Below are 21,387 nucleotides of genomic sequence, written 5' to 3'. Positions count from 1 at the left end.
ACGGTTGCCCGCTCTTCGGCTCATCGGCAACTCCGGGAGCGCCGACAGCCGCTGCTTTTACCTGCGACCGAGCAGCAGTCCAGCCAGCACGCCGACGCCAGCCGCAATTCCGATCGCTGTCCACGGGTTCTCGTGCACGTAGTCGTCAGTGGCGTGCGCGGCGCGTTTGCCTTTCTCGACCACGATGACCTGGACGTCGGCCACCTTGTCCTTCGCCTGTGCAAGGCGCGTGAGCGCCGTGTCGCGCAGTTCCAAAGCGCGTTCGCCCGTGGCGCTGGCGGCCTGTTTCAGCAGGTCTTCAGCGTCCGTGAGGATGGTTTTGATATCCTGCATCACTCTCTCCCTGTTGACTTCCGACAGTTTCCTTTGCGTCACGCCACGCGTAAATCGTAATCAAAAAAACGGGCGCTCGCCAACGGTATGCCGCGGGATTGAGCGAAGCGACAGGGCTGCAGCATACCGAGGCTTGCGAATTTCGCTGTTTCCACCGGCCCACTCGCTTCAGCATACGGAAATCCGCGCTACGCCGACTCATCCGCGAGGTCACGCGCAATGGGTGACGGCATCGACCGGGAGAGGCAATCCAGAGCGAGGGGACGCGATCAGGCCGAAGGCAATTCCATGGCTTGACCTGAACGTTGGAGCGCTGGCAGTCGTCCTCAGGACCGCGGCCGCTGGTTCGAGTCTGACGGGCTGCAGTTCGCTGTATTACGAAAGCGCTGCTGCGGGGGCAGGTGTCGCTGGCGCGGCCGTCGCCAGCACGGGAACCAGAAACGCCGCCGTCGCGAGCGGCATAGGCCCGGGCATTTGCCGCGGCCAGAGCCGGCGTGCAGTACGCCCAACGCGTCATGCACGCTTACTCGCAGAATCAGAGTGCGGCGGCGGGACCGCTCGAGGTCGGCCAGGTCGCGCGCTGGTTCACGAAGCACAGCGTACCCATTGAGGCGGACGACAATGCCCGCGTAACCGTGAGCCGTGTCATCAGCACCGGATATACCCGACTGCAAGGAGATCGTGTTCTCCGTTGATACGGAGGCGAAGCATCGGCAGGAGGCCGCATGTTTTACCCCGGCTGGTACCGATAAATCAGGTCGCGTATTTGCGGCGATATCTGTGTGCCCCAGACACGCCCTGAAAAGATGCCGTAGTGAGCGCGCTCCGCCGCCGTCATGCAGTGCTTGCGCGCTGCGTCGATTACGGCCGTGACAAGAGCTGAGCCGCGGGTGGCGTCCGGGCGCACCGGTTCGCCCTCCATCCGCCAGGTACCGCGAGCCGCTAGTTGGGGGGGCGAAGTAGGTAAGCGTGTGCTACGGCGCACAAGCGCGTACCTTGTTCATAACCCATACTGTCCATTGCGCTCATTCTGCTCGCAGACGCGTGCCGGCCATCGGCCTTAGCCGGGATCGACAAGCGTTCCGATAAGCCGCAACAATTCAGCGTGCTCGGGGCCGTGTGCGTCGCGCACGAGAAAATCACCCACGGCTGTTTCCGATGTCTGCCCCCCGGATGACCTGTTGGGCTCATGTCGGACGAACACGCGTCCTGAGTCCAGGTCGCGAACGAGAGACCAACGGTCGCCATTGGAACTCTGATAAAAATCCCGTGCTCGCTGATTCATGACCTGCCCCCTCAATTTTGATTGCTGACAACGCCAAATGTGCGCGTACCGGATGCTGTACCCAACATGCACCAGAAAATTGACAAACGCAAAGTCGGACTGACCTCAAGCGGGTGCCCGGAAGGTCCCTTGCTGCGCATCGTCATCCCGCTGGCGCTGGTCGATCGCATGAAGATGTCAGCGCCTCCAGCGACGCTGCCATTGATGCATTTTCGGCCTGAATGCCCTCGCAAACAAACCTTGTTTCGAAGAAGCCGCCAGATTCAGCGGCGACGATCATGGAAGGATAAAGTTCGATTTCCTGAATTTTGCATGTGTGCACGTGAGCTAATCCGCGATGCGCATCTTCCATTGACGGATCTGCCTGGTATTGCGAGGGCCAAAAATCGGCTCCCTGCGGTTGCTGGATTTGGGTCCTGTCCTCTATCCGTGCAAGGCACTCGGCGAGCAGGCGTTGATGTTCAAGCGTTTGTGCCAGAAAAGCTTCAATCTCGGCCGATAATTGCCCGCAATCGGGGTGACGCTCGAGGAACGCCATGAGCAACCCTGCCACGCCGTGCTCCCACCGATAGGCGTCGTGCAGCAGACAAAGTAATTCCTCTCGGTGGGTACTCACGATGAAACTCCATTTCGTAATTGAATTGGCAAACCAGAATACCAGTCGTTGCAAGACGGCACGAAAGGATAGTGGTTCATAATAATTCCCTGAAAACTGTTGAAAGTCTCTATTCGGGTAAGGAGGCAGTAAAGGAAGTCAGCGAATGCTGCAGTTACGGCGCGCGATAGATCGGCAGCAATCTGAAATCCCTGGCTACTGAATTTAAACTAGGCACCGCGCGGGACGCAATCAAGGCATTTCTGGTAACGGTTGGCATTAGTCGTAACACTTTTCGATCCGGAAAATCCTGCTGTCCATCGACTGCTATGACCCACAGTCAGCTATCGCAGTCTGTGACGATCAGTCCGGGGAGCACGTCGACTGCGGCCAGACCGGCCGCCCTCTGCCGACGGTAGGAGGGGTACGGTACGCCCATCGGCGTGTACAGTGGCCATTGTGGAATGGGTATTCGACCTTCGCGCTCTCCCACAACGCGAAGATGATGGGCGCCTCGTTACGTCATAGAGGTCTTGTGCACTGGCGGAATTCGACGTGGATCTCGAATCCATATTACGCGAGTATCCGATACACAGGACGCTCCGCAGAATGGATCGATGTGTCTCGTGAGGGGGCGACACCTGCACACGCGCGTGTGCACGACACCAGGCTCTGTGAAGAGCGGGCACGTTGGCGCGGTCAGAGCGTGGCGAGCAAGCCCAGTTGATGTTCGCTTTCGGCCCCGCGAACCAGCGCCCAGGCCTGCACATCCATGCGCTCAATGAGCGAAAAGGATTCCGAGCCGGAAAAATCATTCCACGCGTCGTCCGCAATTGAGGTCCGCGTTCCCCGGGCTCGGGCGAACGCTATCAGGAGTGAACTCGCCTCGCGGCGGAGGACAAGGCGGTCGACGTTCAGTACATAAGGCGGACAGCCCGCGCGTAACACGAGGTAGTACGGAATGGCATTGCGGTCGTTTTGCGTCGGCGGCGATATCTGTGGGAAAGGATCATGGGATCATGTGCTTTAGACTTCGGTACAGGCGATCCGTACAGTTGATCGCTCGCGAACCGGTCTGTGCAGAGCGGACCTGCGCAGCAAATTCACCTGTCGCGCGGGAACGGGAAGCGGGGCAGGGCATTTCCTGAAAGCCTTCCGCGGTATGTTGGGCCCGGCAAGGCACAGCGCCCACCTGCCGGAGACCATTCCAGTCCCGCGCGTTCATCGTGCTGCGCTCGCGCGCAAGGGATTCGACTATCCGACAGGTTTCGCGCAGGAACAGTTCGAATGACCGCATTATGGAATGGGCGAGCGGCAAAGTATTCGGTTGGCCAGCTCAGTGAATCAACTGCGCTTGTCTGGTTGACACTGTCCAGGGCAATTCCTGGAACATTCCGGGAATCGCCTCTGCGTTGATGTACGGTTGGTTTGCCGCAGTCTCCTGATGAGTCCCGAGTCAAATGCGCGCTTCGCCATCACCCGTGATGACGAAGCGCGCATAGCGAGGTGCAGCATGAAAATCGTGATGGTCATCGATGACACTGTGCGACTGAGCGCCGACCTGGACGGCAACGCGACTGGGCGAGACCCGTGGGGCGAATAGTCCGGGCGCGGCTGGAGGCGCTCGTTTTCATACCTGATAGACGGCGGTGCGCCGATCGGGGCATCGATTATGCCCGTCCCCGTCTGAATTGCATCTCAGGCTGTCTAGCCACTTCTTCGTCGTCGCGACCCCGAATTACGGTGCGAGGCGCGTACGCCTCCTGGCACCATACTTGCGCATCAATGTGGAATGAGGACTGGGAGGCGTTCCAAAATGAAGGAGTCGTTCGTGGCCGCCGTGGTGATTCTTCTTCGCGTCGGCGGCGGCGAGCTCAGCTTATCTGATCGTTAGAGAATCGCTTCCGCACGAAATCCGCGCGCTCGCGCTCGCGGTGTGTACGCGTTTGGGATAAGGCTTGGGAGGATAGTCGGCCCAGCCTTTTGCGGCCGGCTGGTTATACGATCAGCGCAGCGCAGTGTTCACCGGCTACGTCGTGGGCTCCGCGCTGATGCTTGCCGCTGCGCCGCTTTCCGCGGCGCCGGACGAGTGATGAACCGCATGGCACGCCACGCAAAGCGGCGGGCTGTCGCAATCGCGCAGCGGGACGTTCACGCGGGGGCGGCCAATAACGCCCGCCACGGGTCAGAACCAGAGATGGTGCCGTGTAACGTCGATCCGGCGCAGCAGACGTGCACGCCGATGTTCGCGACGATAGTGGGCGACCACGAACATCGCCGCAAAGACCAGCACTGCGAAGCCGAATACCATACTCAGCCAGCTTTCGTCCATTGTCGTTCCCTCAGCATGTCAGTGATCGCTCCAGGCCGCCCCGGCGTCTCACGACGGGGCCACGGATTGCATTCATCGCTTCGCTGCCTGCTCCGTCGGATCGAGGGCGCGCTTCGCGGACTTCGAGGCTGCCGTCGCCGCCATGTCCATGCTCAGTCTGCTACCCGCGCCCTCCCGCGCAGGCGCTGGATGGCCGAGTCGATCGCATCGAGCCGCGCCAGCAGCGTGCCGGCCTGTTGCTGTAACTGCGGCGCAAGTTTGGCGGTGGCCTTGACGCGTGCGCGCCAATAATCCGGTGACGTGACGACCGTTCCCCGGCCGATATGCTCGCTATGAACGAGCTGCTCAAGCCGCAGAACCATGGTGCAGATGTGCGCCAATTCGCGCACCGCTTCGTCGTGCGAGTGCATGGCTTCCCCCGAACTGCTACCCCTCTACCTCAAGCGGGCGCCGGCATGCCATCCTTGAACACCTTCCCGCCTTGGACAGCACGTCCAGACAGGCCGTGGCGCACGCAACCGGCGACTATCGCCTGGCCGTCTGCGGCTCCAGTGCGCTCACGCGTCCGGCGTCGTTCGATGCTGCGGCCGCGGCCAGTTGCCGGGCGCGTGTCGTTCAACGTCTGCGCATCATGGTCCGAAGCAGTGATTCGCCATCATGGGTCACACGCGGACGGTGCGCGCCGGACGCGAGCTTTTCGAGTGCGACAAGCTGTTGCTCGAGCAGTGTATCGAGCTCTTCGCGGTTCAGGTCGATCTGGTCAGGCGATGCCTTGACCAGCTTGAGCGCCGCGAATTCGTGTGGACTCAGCATGGTTGTCTCCTTCGGAATGCAAATAAATTAATTTGTTTTATCCGTTTATCCAGTTGCGATGTGCCCAAAACGCGAAGCGTCCCATGCCCGACCAGTCTTGTGCGGAACGGGGGACGTGATGGCGAGGTTGTCGACGGCGCTCAGCTTCGGTCCTGTGCGAACCTTCGGGGGTGAATCTGCCGCTTCGAGCGTGTCTTCATGCCAGGACTTCGTGACCCGGGATCACTGCGGAAGGAAGCGGGGTGACGGACATGTTCAGCGGCGCCTTGCCAAGCGTAGCGATGATACCGGCCGTGCAATGAGGCCCGGACGTGGCGATATCGACGGTCATCGATTCCTGGCCCGACTTGCGATCGACACTCACACTCCAGCGGCAGACCTTTGCGCCGTTGCTGGCGAGGCATTGCCATATCGGAACAACTTGAAGCCGGCTCTTTACGGCGCGGATCAGGAGTCTTTGTATGACCATTTTCGTGCCCCTTTTTGTAACCCGGCCAGGAAAAGACCGTACCGAAGGATAAGTCGAGGAATATTAAAAATACATCCAGAAAGTATGTCCGTAAGTTGGGCTTTACGGACGGGCTTGCTGGCTTTGGGTCGCAGTGGCTGTATGCAAGCTGTCGTGTGAAATTGTGCGTCGAGATGCGCGCGCTGTGGCCGCCCGCGGCGTGAACGCGTTCACAGCGGCGACCGGTTGGGGGAGCGGGCGGCGTACGGCGCGCACGGATCAGGCGCTCGCGCATTGACTGAGCGGATTTTGCAGATGCTGCCTGTACAATCCCCGCGTTGTTCGGTGGACCTGCCCATCGCGCCGGCCGGACTCCATTCGCATGCCGGCGCATTATAGTAGGCAATGCGGACGCCGGATTCCGGCAAAGCGAATGCAGGGACGCATTCCGTCCGGCGCATCACGTTGGACTGCCGGTAACATGCGGGCCGTGCGCCGGGTCCCGTCGCCCCCCGTCAATGCGAGAATGCGTCGCACTGCTACCCGTGCAGGTCCCTGTGCGCCGCGCTCGCCCATCTGGCTTCTCGAGCGCCGCTGTCGTGAAGGGCGGCGGGAAGCCGCAACGATTCCCGTGAAGGAGCATGGTATTTGAACCGGAAAACGTCTCGACCGTCCGTGGCCTCGCCATCACGGTCCGCGGCCCCTGATGAAAAGCGGGATGACCGTGCCCTCGAAAGCCCGGGTCCGGTGGTCGGCATCGGTGCGTCGGCCGGCGGCCTGGGACGCCCTGAGCAAACTGCTCGGACAGTTGCCCGCCGATACCGGCATGGCCTTTGTCGTCGTGCAGCATCTCGATCCCCAGCACGAAAGCCGGTTGCGTGACCTGCTGGCCGAAGTCACGCCGATGCCGGTGCTCGAGGCGCGCGATGGTTTGCCGGTCGAACCGGACCACGTCTATGTGATTGCGCCCAACACGACGCTGGCCATTGCCAGCGGTAAATGCCGGGTCAGTCCGCGCAGTGAGGCACGCGGCATGCACCTGCCGGTTGACCATTTTCTCAAGTCACTGGCCGAAGACTGCCAGGTTCGCGCGATCGGCGTGATCCTCTCCGGCACGGGCACCGACGGGACGCTGGGCGTGGAGGAGATCAAGGGTGCTGGAGGCATCACGCTCGCCCAGGACGAACAGAGCGCGGCCCACGCGGGCATGCCCCTGAATGCGATCCGCTCGGGCTGCATCGACATGGTTCTGACGCCTGCGGACATGGCTCGCGCGCTGGTGCGCATCGCCCGTCATCCCTATGTCGCCTCTGCCCCGGCAGCGAAATCCGAGCCCGAAACCATCGAGGAAGATGGGAACTACCGGGAGATTCTGGGCCGGCTGCATATGGCATTCAAGGTCGACTTCAGCAACTATCGCGACACGACCATCAGGCGGCGCATGACGCGCCGGATGGCGCTGCACTCGCTCGCGAGCCTGGCCGCGTACGCCGCCAGGCTCCGGGAGGACGGCACCGAGCTCGCTGCGCTCTACCACGACATCCTGATCAACGTCACGAGCTTCTTCCGGGATCCCGGCGCGTTCGACGCAATCAAGAAGCTTGTGCTGCCCGCGATCATGAAGAACATGGAGCCCGGCATGCCGCTGCGCATCTGGGTGCCGGGCTGCTCGACCGGCCAGGAAGCCTACTCGCTGGCCATCGTCGTCACGGAATTTTTCGAGGAGACGCATCGCGCACCGCAGCCTGTCCAGATTTTTGCCACTGATCTGAGCGACACGATGTCGCTGCAGCAGGCACGTCAGGGACTGTATCCGGGCAGCATCGAGGCGGAGGTGTCGGCCGGCCGGCTTAACCGGTTTTTCAGCCGGGAGGACAGCCACTATCGCGTGTCCCCTTCACTGCGCGACATGATCGTCTTCGCGCGGCAGAACGTGGCAGCCGATCCACCCTATTCCCGGGTTGATCTGATCAGCTGCCGCAATCTGCTGATCTATCTCGCACCGGCGCTGCAAAAACGCGTCATTCCAACGTTCCATTACGCCCTCAATCCGGGCGGCTTTCTTGTCCTCGGTGCGTCTGAAACCGTCGGTTCATTCGACGCGCTTTTCGCCGCCGTTGACCCGCCCAACCGCGTCTATGCGAAAAAGGTCACGGCAACCCGCTCGTATCCCCACTTCAGTGCCGGGCGAACGGTCGTGGATCCCGGGCGGGGCGTCGCCCCGGCACCGGCCATGTCGGTCGCAGACTGGCAGCGTGAAGCCGACCGCGTCGCACTGGCCCGCTACGCGCCGCCTGGCGTGCTCGTCAACGAAAATCTGGACATCCTGCAGTTTCGCGGCCAGACCGGTCCATTCCTTGCCCCGGCACCCGGGGAGCCGAGCCACAACCTGCTGAAGATGGCGCGCGAGGGGCTGTTCGTCGGGTTGCGCGCCGCGCTCGCCGAGTGCCAGCAGCAGGGCGTCCCGGTGCACCGTCAGGGCGTACGCGTACGGGGCGAGGCGGCCGAGCGGGAGACCGACCTGCATGTGATGCCGGTCAAACTGCCGAATGCGGCGGAGCGCTGCTACCTGATTTCGTTTGCCGAACCCGCGCATCGCTCCGCTCCGATGCCGGTGGCGCCCTCCAGCGCGGCGCCGGCGAGCCGGCCGGACGAGGACCTGGCCTCGCTGCGCCAGGAACTGGCCTCCACGCGCGAGTACCTGCAGTCGGTGATCGAGCAGCAGGATGCCGCCAATGAGGAGCTGAAGGCGGGCAACGAGGAGATCCTGTCGTCGAACGAGGAACTCCAGAGCACCAATGAGGAGCTCGAATCCGCCAAGGAGGAACTGCAATCGCTCAACGAGGAGCTGACGACGGTCAATGAACAGCTGCAGGTCCGCAACGCCGAGCTCATCCGGCTTAACGACGACATGACTAACCTGCTCGGCAGCGTCAATGTGCCGGTTATCGTGTTCGGCAATGACCTGTGCGTACGCCGGTTCACCTCGCCCGCAGCGAAACTGCTGCACCTGCGCGCCAGCGACGTCGGGCGCCCGGCCAGCCATCTGAGACTTCCCGTGCCGACAGGTGGCCTCGAAGCGCTGCTGGGCGAGGTCATCGATTCCGTGCAGATGCGCGAGCACGAGGTGCAGGACGAAGCCGGTCACTGGTACGCGTTCCGCGTCCTGCCCTATCGTACCGCGGACAACCGGATCGACGGCGCGGTGCTCGCGCTCGAGGACATTTACACCGCGAAGCTCGCCCAGACGGCATTGCGCGAGGCCCGCGACTACGCCCACGCCATCATCGAAACCGTGCGCGACCCGCTGCTGGTCCTGGACAGCGAGCTGCGCGTCCATCTGGCGAGCCGGGCCTTCTATCGCACGTTCAGGCAGACGCCATCCGACGCGCAGGGGCGCCGCCTCTTTGAACTGGGCAACGGTCAGTGGGACATTCCGGAGCTGCACACCCTGCTCGCGCAGGTGCTCGCCGAGAGCAAGCCTTTCGAGGACTATGAGGTCCGGGCCAGCTTCGATTCGATCGGCCGCAGGATCATGCTGCTCAATGCCCGCCGCATCGTTCGCAACGGGGAAGAGACGGGACTGATCCTGCTGGCGCTCGAGGACGTGACCGAACGCACCCGCGTGGGGGAAGTCCAGGCGCGGCTGGCCGAGATTGTCGAATGCTCCGACGACGGGATCATCAGCACGACCCTGGACGGCATTATCACGACATGGAACGCGGGTGCGGAACGGATTTTCGGGCTGCGCGCCATTGAGGCGATCGGCACGCCGCTCGCACGGCTGATGCCGTCCGCACAGGACAACGGGGAGGCCGGAGTTCCGGCACGGATGCGGCGGGGCGAGCGCATCGCGCATGTCGAGACGACGATTGCGAACCGGGAAGGGCGTCGGGTGCACCTGTCGATCGCGATCTCGCCGCTTCGCAACGCAAACGGCGGGGTGATCGGCATATCGAGAGTGGCGCGCGACATCAGCGAGAGCCGGCGCATGCAGGAAGAGCTGAAAGCCTTCGCGGCGGGACTGGCCGAAACTGACCGGCGCAAGAACGAATTTCTGGCGATGCTCGCCCACGAACTGCGCAACCCGCTTGCGCCGATCCGCAATGCCCTGCAAATCCTGCAGCAGTCGGGTACCCGCACGCCGGCCGATCGATCCGCGATCGACATCATGCAACGCCAGATGGCGCAGATGGTTCGGCTTGTCGACGAGCTGCTTGACGTGAGCCGTGTCAGTCGCGGCAAGATCGAACTGCGCCGGGGTGAGGTCGAACTGAACTCGCTGGCCCACCACGCCGCCGAGGCGGCCCGCAGCGAATGCAATGCGATGCGGCAGGAACTGGTGGTCAGCGTGCCACCCGGGCCGATCTACGTTGACGGGGACCCCGTGCGGCTGCTCCAGGTGATCGGCAATCTGCTGAGCAACGCGAGCAAGTTCACCGAGGGCGGCGGCCGGATCGAACTGCGCCTGGAACGCGAAGGGGACCGTGCACTCATCCGTGTCCGGGACAACGGCATCGGCATTACGCAAGCGCAGCTGCCCCAGATTTTCGACATGTTTGCGCAGGCTGACAATTCGCTGGAACGCACGCGTAGCGGCCTGGGGATTGGCCTGACACTGGTCAAGACGCTGGTGGGGATGCATGGCGGCGAGGTGAGCGTCCACAGCGACGGCGCAGGCCAGGGCAGCGAATTCGTGGTGCGGCTGCCCACGCTGGCGCAAGCGCAACAGGCGCAGCCAGCGCCGCCGGAGCGACCCGGGCGCGAGCAGGGGACGGCGCCGGCTCTGTGCATCCTGGTCGTAGACGACAACCATGACTCGGCAGACTCGCTCGCCGCGATGCTGCGCATGCGGGGTCACGAAGTCCACATTGCGTACGACGGGCTTCGCGCGGTCGAGGAGGCGGCCGCCCTGCTGCCTGACATGATCCTGCTCGACATCGGTCTGCCCGGACAGAATGGCTTCGAGGCCGCCCGGCGGATCCGTGCGCAGCGCGCTGACGGTCGCTTTCTGCTGGTGGCACTCACCGGGTGGTCGCAGGACGAAGACCGGCGTCGTTCCCGGGAAGCCGGTTTCGATGCGCACCTGGTCAAGCCAGTCGCGATCGATGACATCGAAGGATTGCTTGGCCGGTTGCCGGACGAGGGTGCTGCCGGATCCGAAGAGTCAGACTAGACAGTTGACGCCAGCCGGCAAGGCGACTCCGTGCAACGCGCCGGGATGATCCCGATCGAGGGCGAGGCGGACCCGCTCAAGGAGGCACGCGAACGCACCGGGGCGCGGGCCCGACACCGGGGCGCGAAGAAGTCGGTCACACGAAAGCGGGACGAGGCATGAGCAGGCCGCCCATGATGCCCTCCGGCCGCCGTCACGGCGTCAAGCTCGTCGTGCCCGGGGACCGGTCGCCGCAGCAGGCACCTGCAGTCTTCGAACTGCATGAGGACCTCCGTGAAGTCATCTGCGCGCGCTATCTGACCGACATCCAGCGTGCGATGAGCGCCAGCAACCTGGACGCTTCTTCATCGGCTTGAAATTGTTCGCACTACGAACAGATGCATGGTGCCACTCTAGCAGCAACAGGGCCCTCGCGGCCCCTTCGGACTTGAGAGAATCATTCCGACTTGCGCCGCCCAAAAAGCGCGGTTTTACGTCGCCGCCAACAGATCCGGCCAACCGGACCGCCGGGCAGCGATCCGATGAGGGGTCTCGCCATCGCATCGTCCACCGATGGTGTTCGCTGTGAGGGCTGAGGCGCCGCACCCGCACATCCCTGGTGATCGCCCGGAAGATCACCAGGTGAGAAAAATGCCGCCCAGTGGACACGAAGGGTGAGCAGCCAGTCCCACCCGTGTCAGGACGGGAAGGTCAGGTCGGCGAGCGACGGTCGCCCGGTGAATTGCGCAGGCCGTGGATGTCGCGCTCTCACCGGCCACCGATGCCTACGGCCGATCCCGTGCGCGGCAGGTGCGCGATGCACGGAGCGCGTCCAGTCGCTGCAGCAGTGCATGGGCCTCCCGCTCAAGGGGCGGCGGCAAGTCCGGCGACGTCACCCGCGTCGCCGGCCTCACAGCGTCGTCATAAGGCAGGCGCTCGAGCGCCGCAATCATGGCGCGGATGTGCGCCAGCTCCAGGGCAGCATGGTCGCAGGTGGTCATGTGTGCGTTGCCAGCCAGATTCGTGTTGCGGTTATGCCAGGTCAACGGCCCGTGGCTGGACGACATACAGGACGAGCAGGGGTGTGGCCCGTGACCTCCAGCAAAGCCATCGGCCAGGTCCCGGGCCGGCGGCTTCATCCCTTATCGTTTCGCGGCCTGTGCCTCGGAAGCGACGCCGCGCCTGGCCGATTTCGAGGAAGCCGCCGCGGCCGCATCGAAATTGCTTCGGGTGACCTCGACCGCCTGTCTCCCCGTTTTTTCCAGCGTACCGTACAGCGTACTGGCGGCGGTGAATGCCGAATCCAGCGCGGCCAGGGCAGCCTCGGAGCCAGCCGGCGTGCCCTTTGCGACGTCTTCCATCAGCACCTTCGCCCGGTTGCCGTACGCTTCCCACTGGGCATGCGCATACCGTGCAGATTCGGCCTTGATTTCCGCGCCGATTTCGAACAGCTGACGGCTGTAGGTCTGCACCTTCTCCGCCATAGGGGCCGCGAGGCTGTCCTGCAGCGCCGGCCATTGCTGCGGCTCCTTCACGGACAGTGCCCGCTGGGTCTGATCGATCGCGTCCTGCAACGTCGACCGGATCGTTTGCATGTTCAGTTCTGCGAGCTTCCCGAGGGCCTCGACGATCCCGCTGGTGAGGGTGAAGAGCATGTCGAGATTAGCCTTCTGGCTCGCTGCAAGCTGCTCCTGGATTTGCACGATGAATCTCCAGTAAAGGCGATCCAGTGGGGGGCCGCGCCATCAAGGCGCATACCCCGGGATCGCGTGACAGGACCGGTGGGGATGTCCGCTTCAAGGGAGCAGGGACCTCACCGGCGTGTTTGAGGCCGTCACTCCGGACGGATGTTGCGCAGCATTCGGGTGATGGTCTGAAGGACGGCATCGCCGTCACGGAGTGGCATCAAGTCGCAGTGAATTTAATATCGTTATGGATTGGTACCGGTGAAAAGAAGCGCGAGACGGCCACATACCCGATCAGCAGGGCAATCATGGCCAGCACGATGGCACTGGTGAAGCCGGCGAGGCCGCCGAGCTTGCCGGTCCCGAAGACGAAACGGGAATCCGTTGCGTGCCTGCGGGCGTATGTGCAGGCCAGAGCGGCAATCAGCATCGCACCCGCGTGCGTTGACATATGCAGACCATCGGCGACGAGCGCGAGGGAGCCAAAGAGGCTGCCGCCGACAATCTCGGCCACCATCATCGCGCTGCACAGGGCAATCACCATCCAGGTCCTGCGCTATGTCAAGGGGCGCCGGTCAACCTGCCTGTCAGCCATCTGGGGACATGGCGCGTGCAGCACGAGCGTGGTGGCCAGACCGATGATGCACGAGCCTCGGCAGTGCTGATGAGTAACGGCCCTGTGGGGTCATGGATGGCAGGCGGGTCGACTGAACCGGCTTTGGGGCGATGTTGATGGCCTTCGAAGGGCGGCAGTTTGGGATTGAGCTGGTCGATCAGGGTGCGACGGCGTAAGGCCCATCGACCCTTTCGCCGGATCACCGCGGTCGTCTGACGGAAGTCGAACGGCCAGGATACCAGCTGCCTCCTTTGCGGCGGCGTGGATCGTGCGCATCTCCGCACTGTAGTGAGACCGTTCGAACGGCTACCGGAACGGGCGACAGAATCCGGGTCAGAGAAGGCGTATACTTTTGGGACGGGACCGTCGGCGCTGCCAGGGGTGACACTGCGGCTCTCCCGGTGTTGCACTGACCACGTCCAGTGCGGGGAAGCCGGTATGGACAAGCTGGCGCAGGAGCGGAACCATCTCGCACTGGCGGACCGGCGCATCAGCGAAGCGGAACTGCGGGCTGCGGCATTGCGGGCAACGATAGAACGATGGCGCTGCACAGGCGGCGACGACGCTTTGGCGCTGGAACTCCTGCGGCTGTTTGAGGAAACCATAGCGCTCTATCTCCGCCACCGGCAGCTCATCCTCGATTCGATTGCTCGCCTTGAACAAACCGGGGCGTGATAACCGAATGGAAAGCAACCATCGTGACCGTGCTGGTCCGGAAGATCGTTGATCATCCTTGCGTCCCGTACGGTATCCCCCTTTATCAGCGCACCCTTTATCAGCACTTCGGCCTCCGCAGCGAAAGGCGGCCGCCCACCTCATCAAGCCGGATCGGCCATACGGACCACCGGAAGTCCGGTATTCCAGTCACTCACAAATACCCCGCTTTTTGCAGCCGGGCAAGCCAGGCTCCCCGCTTGCCATGACTCGACATCAATTGCGCCAGACGACGCCGGAATACGGCATCCCGCCTGGCGTTTTCATACGCTTCGGCGAGATCCTGCAACTTCTGGAATGCCTGATCGTAGGCGCTGCCCGTCGTGCGTCGCAGTTGTACATCGATGCTTGACCACGCCGTGTCTTCCTGTTCGAGAAGTGATGTGAGGTAGGGGGGCGAACAAGGTAAGCACAATTTCCTATCATAGGCGTCCAAGTTATTATGACTTGGTCAAATCGCCGAAAATTGGCATATATGCCGGGCGTGCCATCTGAGCTCAGGGTTCATCCCAGATTTGCGGAAATGCTTCAGCAGGCCAGGGAGGCTAAGACTTGGGTTGCCATAAATACCCGGCTTTTTGCAGCCGGGCAAGCCAGGCTCCCCGCTTGCCATGACTCGACATCAATTGCGCCAGACGACGCCGGAATACGGCATCCCGCCTGGCGTTTTCATACGCTTCGGCAAGATCCTGCAACTTCTGGAATGCTTGATCGTAGGCGCTGCCCGTCGTGCGTCGCAGTTGTGCATCGATGCCTGACCACGCCGTGTCTTCCTGTTCGAGAAGTGATGTGAGGTACCGTGTGCGTTCCTCACGACGGCGGGCCTCAGCCGCCTGGCGTGCTTCCTGCTCCCTTCTTTCACGGATGGCACGATGAGAGGCGACCCTTGATCCGATTTCGGATATTCGACGGCGCCCGGGCAAATTCAATTGCTTTGCATTCCTGCCATTCTCCCATTTGAGAAAAGCGTTTCGAAGCGTTCGCTCCGCTTCACGGCTGCGTCCCTGTAGCAGCATGCGCAGTTTCGCCCGCATTTCCTCAACCGGCAACTCACGTAACCAGGGATCAAAGCGACTGTCTTCGCTCCCACTGGATTCTGGGGCCAATAATGACGGGCTGGCCTCTGCGGCGGCGGCGAGCCAATCCGCATCCAGCATCAGAAACTCGGCCAGTGCTACCTGTGCCGGCGTCAACGCCTGTAATCCCGCAGGCACCGGCGGTTCGATTTCGTCATCGTGTAGCTCATCATTCGCGAGGCGGGCAAGCCACCCAAGATAAAGCGGGCGAGCATCGCCGCCGAGCAGCTCGTCGCGTACTGGCAGCAGGCGCGTCATCCACCCCGCACCATCCATCTCCTCCGAGAAGCGGACGTGTTCGCCCGAGTCATCGTTGAACGACCAGTCGAGGAGGCACCAGTCATCGACGTCCATGGCCTCGAACGCTTTCTCGAAACGGGAGCGCCTCCTTCGTCCAGCCTTGACGTAATCGCGGATGGTCGCCGCGTCAAACGTCCCGCGCGGCAGGCGAAGAAGCAGGCGGCAGCTCCCCCAGTTGGAGGAGTAGACGTGGGCATCGAAATATTGCTGTACCCACTCGAGCGGGTCGCCCTTGAGGTTTCCCCAGTGATATTCGTTGACGAAGCTTGAGGCGGTGATCGTGGCCCGCGTGGAGAAACTGCGCAACTCTGCCTGCTGGGTCGCCGTAAGCAGCTGGTCGACGCATGCAAACTCGTAGTATTGGTATTCGCTCATGCCAGATTCCCGTAGCGAAGCGCATGGAAGAGAAGAAGGTGAATGTGCTGGCGCGCAACCCGGCAGAGCCATGAGACTCCGGGCCGACGCGAAAGCCGGAATGCTTCATGACCAGCGCCGGAAGGCGTGCGCGTGGCCATTGTGATGTCCTTTCGGCACGCGACGCGGCGCTTTCAGCCCGCCGCGTCCGCGCCGCCCAGCCGCATCCGGTAGTCCACCAGGAGCTGCTGCTGTGCTTCGAGCTGCGCGGCCAGCTTCGTGAGGTCCGCGCGGAGCGAGTCGCGAGCTTCGCGTAACTGGAGCAGCTCGGCTGCCCGCGCATCGGCTGCCGACTGCACTGCGTCGCGCTCGGCCTCGGCGCGCGCCCGATCGGTGAGCGCTCGATTGAGGGCGGACTGCAGCGCCTCGCCATGTGCCTGCTGATCGCGTGCGAGCCGGGTCGTGGCCGTCGCTTCTGCGACGAGCCGCGCGTTGTCCCGGTTCAGCTGTGTGATCTCGTTCTGCCGGACGATGGCCGTCTGGTTCGCCTGGCGTAGCTCAGCCTGCACCTGCTGGACCTGCTGCTCATGTCGGTGCGCTTCCTGTTCGCGCTGCTCGCGCGCGGCCGTACGGAAGTGCTCAAGGGAATCGCGCGCATGCACGAGCCTGGCCTCAAGCGACAGGCGGAAGCCTTCCTGCTCGGCAAGGCGCTCGGTCTGGTCGCATACCTGCTGGGTGAGCCGCTCGACGTCCAGGTCGCGCTGATGCAGCGCCACGCGAGTCCCGGCGTGCGCCTCCTGCTCCGCGGAAAGGGCGGCGGTCGCGCCCGAGAGTTGCTCCCGCACCGTGGCCAGCTCAGCGCCGAGCCTTGCGATTTCGGACTGCGCCTGCTGGCGCTGCGCGGCCGCAGCGGCGGCCTGCTGGTCGACGAGGGCTTGTGCTTCTTCATGCAGGCGGGCCGCGAGCCGGGCCACCAGATCCTGGATCGCGTCCGAGAGCGCCCCGGCGCGTGTGAGTGACGCCCCCTCATCTTCCTCCAGTTCCTTCAGGTACCGGTGGATCGTGGTTTTCGAGCCCGTATTGCCGAGCGCGATACGTATCGCGTCGATCGATGTGTGCTGCCCCTGCGCGAGCAACGCGTCGCGGGCGCGCTTGACGTCCATGCGCGTAAGACCGGTGCGGGCCATCTGCTTCCTCGCTCGAATATCGTACTGTATTACGTACCATGTATATACGTATCAACGCACGTGGTCAAGGGCGACCTGATGCAGGCGCTACTCACATGCGATAAAGGGGGATTATCCAGTGTGATGGTCCGAATCCGGCTTGTTCCGCCGCACAACCGGTACGAAATATGGAAATTGACGATCTCCGGGGGATTGCTGGTCAAATTGGGATGTCGCAACCCGGAGCGTGGACCACAAGCGTTTGATGTGTATAATTCAATTGTTTTATACACATTTACGAGGCGCTCCATGCGTACCAATATCGAGATCGACGACCGGTTGATGGCCGAAGCGCTTGCCGCAACGGGCATCCGGACCAAACGTGAAGCGGTCGAGCTTGGCCTGAAAACGATCATCCGGCTCAAGCAGCAGGAGCAGATTCGCCAGTTCCGCGGCAAATTACCGTGGGAAGGCGACCTGGATGCCATGAGGCGCGACCAGTGATACTCGTCGATTCAAGCGTGTGGATCGACTACTTCCGGGGGCTGGCTTCACCCCAAGCCAGCCGACTGGATGCCCTGCTGGGCCGGGAGGTGCTGGTCACCGGCGACCTGATCGTCGCCGAGGTGCTACAGGGATTTGCCGCCGAGTCGGCGTTCAATACTGCCCGGCAGCTGATGACGACGCGATTCGATGTCGTCTCGCTGGTGGGGCCGGATAACGCCATTCAGGCGGCCCGGAATTACCGCATCTTGCGAGCGCAGGGCGTAACGATCCGCAAAACCATCGATACGCTGATCGCGACGTGGTGCATTGAAAACGGTGCGCCGCTGCTCTTCAGCGACCGGGATTTCGATCCGTTCGTCGAGCACCTCGGTCTTCAGTCTTCAATGCGCGACGACTAACGTGCCGGTGACATCAAACAGCAAGGAACGATACGGAATACGAATTCACCACCGGTTTCAGGCCAACTGGAGCTGGATATCTTCTCCGGGCGTGCGGACCTGATAGCCCATTGCCCGGTAGCCGCGCTGGCGTTTCTCCCACATGCGCTGCAGCACCGGATGGCCGCCATCCACATAATCGATCACCCGTACGCCGGTCTTGCCCGCATGCTCACGGTGCAGCCGGCCGGCGTACTGCTGCAGCGTGCCCCTCCACGCAACCGGCATGGCCAGCACCAGGGTGTCCAGCGCCGGATGGTCGAAGCCTTCGCCTACGAGCCTGCCAGTCGCCAGCACCACGCGTGGCATGTCACCGGCCAGCGCGTCAAGGGCCGCCAACTGGGTGGCGCGCGCTTTTCTGCCGAGCCGTCCGTGCAGCACGAACAGCGACTGCACCGTGTCTTGCAGCATCTGCTGCAGGCTTTCGAGATGGTCCGTCCGTTCGGTGAGTACCAGCACGTTCCGCCCCTGCCTGTACTGTTCACGTACAGCCGCCGCGATCATCTGCGTGCGCGGGGTGTCCTGCGCGAGCTGAGCGAACACCGCCTGGATTGGCGCGTCGGCCGCGACGTCCACTGCGGAGGTGAGCCTTTGCGGGAACACCTCGAGCACCTGGGGCGCGCTGGCCGGGGATTTCGCCGCATGCCGGATCGGTCCGCACAGCATGAACATGACGGGCTGCTGGCTGTCGCGCCGCACCGGCGTCGCGGTCAGACCCAGCACATAGCGCGCATGAACGGCCTTGAGCACCGCCTCGAAGGAATCCGCGGAGACGTGGTGACATTCATCGACGATGACATGGCCGTAACGCCGCAACAGCTCGCCGCGGGCACCATCGGGTGCCACGGATTGCAGCATCGCGACATCGATCCGGACCGTCGCCTTCGACTTGCCGCCGCCGATCGTGCCGATCTCGCGCGCGTCGAGTGCGAGAAACGACTGCAGGCGCTCGCGCCACTGGTCAAGCAGTTCCCGGCGGTGCACGAGCACGAGCGTGTTGACGCCACGCTGCGCGATCATCGCGGCTGCCGTCACGGTCTTGCCGAACGCCGTCGGCGCATGCAGGATGCCGGTGTCGTGTCGCAGCAGGTCGGTAACGGCCGCCTGCTGGTCATCGCGCAACGTGCCGGCAAACGGAACGGCAAGCGGCTCGCCGGTGCAGCGCTCGTCGCAGATGTCGCAGGCGATGCCGTTATCGCGCAGTAGCGTCATGACGTCGTCGAGGCATCCGCGCGGCAATGCAATGTGGCGCGGGCAGTTCTCGGCGCGCCCAATGATGCGTGGCTTGTCCCATACGCTGAAGCCGCGCGCCTGGGCCCGGTAGAACTCCGGATTCTGGAAGGCGGCCAGCCGGATGAGCCGGTTGAGCAGCGCCTGCGGAAGCTGCGCCTTTTCAAGATAGAGCTGGTTCGCGAGCGTCAGTGTGAGCGACGCCGGCATCGTTCCGGCCAGCCGCTTCGGCTGCGCGGGCGGTGGCTTCCACGGTTCGGCCTGGTCCTCCTCGGCGATGAACGCAACGTCGAGCGGGTGCGCACCGCCCGTGGCGCGAAAGATCACCCCCTCGATGTCGCGGCTGTCCATGGTTTGCACGGACGCGAGATACGACCACTGATCAGCGTACGGCTGAAAGCCGTCATCGACAAAGACGCTCCAGCCATGCTCGCGCGGGTGCTTCTGCAGCGGCAGGGCAATGAGGTTACCGAAGCCGCCTTTGGGCAGCACATCCTGGTTCGGGAAGAGCCGGTCATAGGACGTCAGTTCGAGCTGACGGGTCCGGGTACAGGTGTGGCTGATGATGGCTGAGCCCATCCGTCGCGCGTCACGTGCAGCAACGGCCGACGAGAAGAAGATCCAAGCGTGCGCGCCATTGCCTGAACGCGAGATTTCGAGCGATACGGGCACGTCCATCTCGAGGCAGGATTGCCGGAATGCCTGCGCATCTTCACGCCAGCCTTCCTCGTCGAAGTCGACAGCGAGCAGGTAGCAGGTGCCGTCCGGCATCAACGGATAGAGGCCCACCGTGCGATCGCCTGCCAGGTGCGTATAGACGACCTGGTCGTCCAGCGTCAGCAGTACACGATGCCCGCAGTCGGCGCACCGGATGCGGGGCTTTTCGCAGATCCCGGCGCGCCATTCGTTGGCGCACGCCGGCGCGTAGCCGGATTTCCCGGAATTGCGGCTTTCCCAGCGTAGCGGATAGACATCCGTGCGGCCGCGAAACAGCCGCCGGAAGAGCTGTACCTTCTGCTCGGGCGAAAGTACGGGGGCGCCCGTGTTTCGCACTGCTGGCGATGGTTCGTTCCGGGCCACCCGCACGGGCGTTGCCTGCGCCTGCAGCGTTGCCGGCAGCAAGGCGGTGAGCCGCGCAATTTCGCCCTGCAGGCGGGTGAGCTCCGCGAGCAGCTCCTCGCGTGTGAGATTTTCCCAGTCTGCCTGTAGCAGCTTGCCTTCGTTCATCGCTTCACCGGCCGAAACCCTGGCTCCCATCGAGCACGCCGGCTGGCGCACACGTTCGTTGTTGCATATCATCGTCTCCGATACAGATCACCGATTTTACCCACGAGCCATGTCTGCCATCGATCGCTACGTCGAAGCCGCGACGCGCGAAAACACCCGGCGCAGTTACCAGTCGGCGCTTCGGCATTTCGAGGTTGAATGGGGCGGCTTTCTGCCCGCGAGCGCTGACATGATTGCGCGGTACCTTGCCGATCACGCAGAAACCTTGTCGGTCAATACCCTGCGCTCGCGGCTTGCAGCGCTCGCGCAATGGCATCAGACGCAGGGTTTTCCGGATCCGACGAAGGCCCCACATGTGCGCAAGGTTCTCAGAGGTATCGTCGCGCTGCATCCCGCAACCGAGAAGCGGGCGAAGCCCATGCAGCTCGCGCAGCTCGAAAAGCTCACGGCCTGGCTCGATGAGCAGATCGCCAGGGAAGCCGACGGGCGCGAGCGCCTCGCGTGCCTTCGCAACCGTGCCCTGATGCTGCTGGGTTTCTGGCGCGGCTTTCGCTCGGATGAACTCAGCCGACTGAGAATCGAGCATGTAGCCGTAGAGGCGGGCCGCGGCATGACGTTGTACCTGCCGCGCACGAAAGGCGACCGCGCGCAGCTGGGCACGACCTTCAAGGCCCCGGCACTTTCACGCCTGTGCCCGGTTGCCGCATACGAGGCGTGGATTGCGGCGTCCGGCCTGACGGAAGGACCCGTGTTCCGGAGCATAGACCGCTGGGGAAACGTCGGCGATGAGGGACTGCATGCGGGCAGCTTCGTGCCGCTGTTGCGTGCGCTTTTCCACGCAGCAGGCCTGGCCGCGCCGGACAGCTACAGCAGCCATTCGCTGCGGCGGGGCTTCGCAACGTGGGCCAACTCGAACGGCTGGGATCTGAAGATGCTGATGCAGTACGTTGGCTGGAAAGACGTGCGTTCCGCGATGCGCTACATCGACGCGGCCGATCCGTTCGCGCAACACCGCATCGAATCGGCACTCGCTACACCAGGCATGGCCGTGCAGGAACGACCAGTCATCGCATTGCCTGCGCCATAACCGCTGGATCGAGGCGTCACTCCACAT

Annotated in this window: 19 protein-coding genes and 3 pseudogenes; 8 read left to right on the top strand and 14 right to left on the bottom strand. The window is 63.2% G+C overall.

Going from position 1 to position 21,387, the window contains the following annotated elements:
- Positions 1-57: 57 nt before the first annotated feature.
- Positions 58-360: an ElaB/YgaM/YqjD family protein gene (locus tag E1956_RS43280; protein WP_134760843.1), complete on the bottom strand. Its 303-nt coding sequence runs from the start codon at positions 358-360 to the stop codon at positions 58-60.
- 271 nt (positions 361-631) lie between these two features.
- On the opposite strand from E1956_RS43280, the pseudogene E1956_RS47215 reads away from it, so the two are divergent.
- Positions 632-1,056, top strand: a pseudogene (locus tag E1956_RS47215) (hypothetical protein); the annotation flags it as partial.
- A 7-nt stretch (positions 1,057-1,063) separates the two neighbouring features.
- On the opposite strand, the gene E1956_RS47865 reads toward E1956_RS47215, so the two are convergent.
- The 3 genes from E1956_RS47865 to E1956_RS47210 form a co-directional block, all read right to left on the bottom strand.
- Positions 1,064-1,171 carry a hypothetical protein gene (locus E1956_RS47865; RefSeq protein WP_418789391.1) on the bottom strand — a complete coding sequence of 36 codons (108 nt, stop codon included), beginning with the start codon at positions 1,169-1,171 and terminating at the stop codon, positions 1,064-1,066.
- 589 nt (positions 1,172-1,760) lie between these two features.
- Positions 1,761-2,234: a DUF892 family protein gene (locus E1956_RS43260; protein ID WP_167760328.1), complete on the bottom strand. Its 474-nt coding sequence runs from the start codon at positions 2,232-2,234 to the stop codon at positions 1,761-1,763.
- A 678-nt stretch (positions 2,235-2,912) separates the two neighbouring features.
- Positions 2,913-3,209 (bottom strand): hypothetical protein, encoded by a 297-nt coding sequence (locus tag E1956_RS47210; RefSeq protein ID WP_134760841.1) that lies wholly within the window; start codon positions 3,207-3,209, stop codon positions 2,913-2,915.
- An 851-nt stretch (positions 3,210-4,060) separates the two neighbouring features.
- Here E1956_RS47210 and E1956_RS47205 point away from each other — a divergent pair.
- Positions 4,061-4,291: pseudogene (locus E1956_RS47205) on the top strand (MFS transporter); the annotation flags it as partial.
- Positions 4,292-4,398: 107 nt separating this feature from the next.
- On the opposite strand, the gene E1956_RS46530 reads toward E1956_RS47205, so the two are convergent.
- The 3 genes from E1956_RS46530 to E1956_RS43240 form a co-directional block, all read right to left on the bottom strand.
- The gene (locus E1956_RS46530) at positions 4,399-4,545 is read right to left on the bottom strand and encodes a hypothetical protein (protein WP_167760327.1); all 147 of its coding nucleotides are present in this window, start codon (positions 4,543-4,545) and stop codon (positions 4,399-4,401) included.
- Positions 4,546-4,697: 152 nt separating this feature from the next.
- Positions 4,698-4,955, bottom strand: coding sequence for a hypothetical protein (locus E1956_RS43245; RefSeq protein WP_134759989.1), 258 nt, complete (start codon positions 4,953-4,955; stop codon positions 4,698-4,700).
- Between the two features lie 205 nt (positions 4,956-5,160).
- Complete coding sequence (locus E1956_RS43240) at positions 5,161-5,358, bottom strand: hypothetical protein (protein ID WP_134759987.1); 198 nt, start codon at positions 5,356-5,358, stop codon at positions 5,161-5,163.
- A 1,166-nt stretch (positions 5,359-6,524) separates the two neighbouring features.
- On the opposite strand from E1956_RS43240, the gene E1956_RS43235 reads away from it, so the two are divergent.
- Complete coding sequence (locus tag E1956_RS43235; RefSeq protein WP_167760326.1) at positions 6,525-10,982, top strand: chemotaxis protein CheB; 4,458 nt, start codon at positions 6,525-6,527, stop codon at positions 10,980-10,982.
- Between the two features lie 173 nt (positions 10,983-11,155).
- On the top strand, positions 11,156-11,338 hold the full coding sequence (locus E1956_RS43230) for a hypothetical protein (RefSeq protein ID WP_134759983.1): 183 nt from the start codon (positions 11,156-11,158) through the stop codon (positions 11,336-11,338).
- A 408-nt stretch (positions 11,339-11,746) separates the two neighbouring features.
- Here the strand turns inward: E1956_RS43230 and E1956_RS43225 are convergent, their stop codons facing one another.
- The 3 genes and pseudogenes from E1956_RS43225 to E1956_RS43215 form a co-directional block, all read right to left on the bottom strand.
- On the bottom strand, positions 11,747-11,962 hold the full coding sequence (locus E1956_RS43225) for a hypothetical protein (protein ID WP_134759981.1): 216 nt from the start codon (positions 11,960-11,962) through the stop codon (positions 11,747-11,749).
- A gap of 141 nt (positions 11,963-12,103) precedes the next feature.
- A complete protein-coding gene (locus E1956_RS43220; RefSeq protein ID WP_134759979.1) occupies positions 12,104-12,664 on the bottom strand; it encodes a phasin family protein in 561 nt (186 codons plus the stop codon).
- A gap of 223 nt (positions 12,665-12,887) precedes the next feature.
- Positions 12,888-13,202, bottom strand: a pseudogene (locus tag E1956_RS43215) (cation diffusion facilitator family transporter); the annotation flags it as partial.
- 498 nt (positions 13,203-13,700) lie between these two features.
- Here E1956_RS43215 and E1956_RS43210 point away from each other — a divergent pair.
- The gene (locus E1956_RS43210; protein WP_134759977.1) at positions 13,701-13,937 is read left to right on the top strand and encodes a hypothetical protein; all 237 of its coding nucleotides are present in this window, start codon (positions 13,701-13,703) and stop codon (positions 13,935-13,937) included.
- A gap of 193 nt (positions 13,938-14,130) precedes the next feature.
- Here E1956_RS43210 and E1956_RS43205 read toward each other — a convergent pair whose 3' ends face one another.
- The 3 genes from E1956_RS43205 to E1956_RS43195 all read right to left on the bottom strand — a co-directional run bounded on the left by E1956_RS43205 (position 14,131) and on the right by E1956_RS43195 (position 16,893).
- Entirely contained in the window at positions 14,131-14,412 is a 282-nt protein-coding gene (locus tag E1956_RS43205; RefSeq protein WP_232072586.1) for a hypothetical protein, read from the bottom strand.
- Between the two features lie 109 nt (positions 14,413-14,521).
- Entirely contained in the window at positions 14,522-15,727 is a 1,206-nt protein-coding gene (locus E1956_RS43200) for a hypothetical protein (RefSeq protein ID WP_134759975.1), read from the bottom strand.
- A 173-nt stretch (positions 15,728-15,900) separates the two neighbouring features.
- Positions 15,901-16,893 carry a DNA-binding protein gene (locus E1956_RS43195; protein WP_134759973.1) on the bottom strand — a complete coding sequence of 331 codons (993 nt, stop codon included), beginning with the start codon at positions 16,891-16,893 and terminating at the stop codon, positions 15,901-15,903.
- Between the two features lie 288 nt (positions 16,894-17,181).
- Between E1956_RS43195 and E1956_RS43190 the strand changes: the two genes are divergently transcribed.
- Both E1956_RS43190 and vapC read left to right on the top strand, forming a co-directional pair.
- Positions 17,182-17,376 carry a type II toxin-antitoxin system VapB family antitoxin gene (locus E1956_RS43190; protein ID WP_028215418.1) on the top strand — a complete coding sequence of 65 codons (195 nt, stop codon included), beginning with the start codon at positions 17,182-17,184 and terminating at the stop codon, positions 17,374-17,376.
- On the top strand, positions 17,373-17,777 hold the full coding sequence (gene vapC, locus E1956_RS43185) for a type II toxin-antitoxin system VapC family toxin (RefSeq protein WP_134759971.1): 405 nt from the start codon (positions 17,373-17,375) through the stop codon (positions 17,775-17,777). Before E1956_RS43190 ends, vapC begins: the two co-directional genes overlap by 4 nt.
- Positions 17,778-17,834: 57 nt before the next feature.
- Here vapC and E1956_RS43180 read toward each other — a convergent pair whose 3' ends face one another.
- Complete coding sequence (locus tag E1956_RS43180) at positions 17,835-20,273, bottom strand: TOTE conflict system archaeo-eukaryotic primase domain-containing protein (protein WP_134759969.1); 2,439 nt, start codon at positions 20,271-20,273, stop codon at positions 17,835-17,837.
- Here E1956_RS43180 and E1956_RS43175 point away from each other — a divergent pair.
- The gene (locus tag E1956_RS43175; protein ID WP_335930056.1) at positions 20,260-21,360 is read left to right on the top strand and encodes a site-specific integrase; all 1,101 of its coding nucleotides are present in this window, start codon (positions 20,260-20,262) and stop codon (positions 21,358-21,360) included. The two genes, E1956_RS43180 and E1956_RS43175, sit on opposite strands and share 14 nt — an antisense overlap.
- Positions 21,361-21,387: the final 27 nt, after the last annotated feature.

Source organism: Paraburkholderia pallida, from assembly GCF_004524855.1.
In the GTDB taxonomy this organism is placed as follows: Bacteria; Pseudomonadota; Gammaproteobacteria; order Burkholderiales; family Burkholderiaceae; genus Paraburkholderia; species Paraburkholderia oxyphila.
The sequence above is the reverse complement of the archived record's forward strand: the minus strand, read 5'-3'. Positions and strand labels throughout refer to the sequence as shown.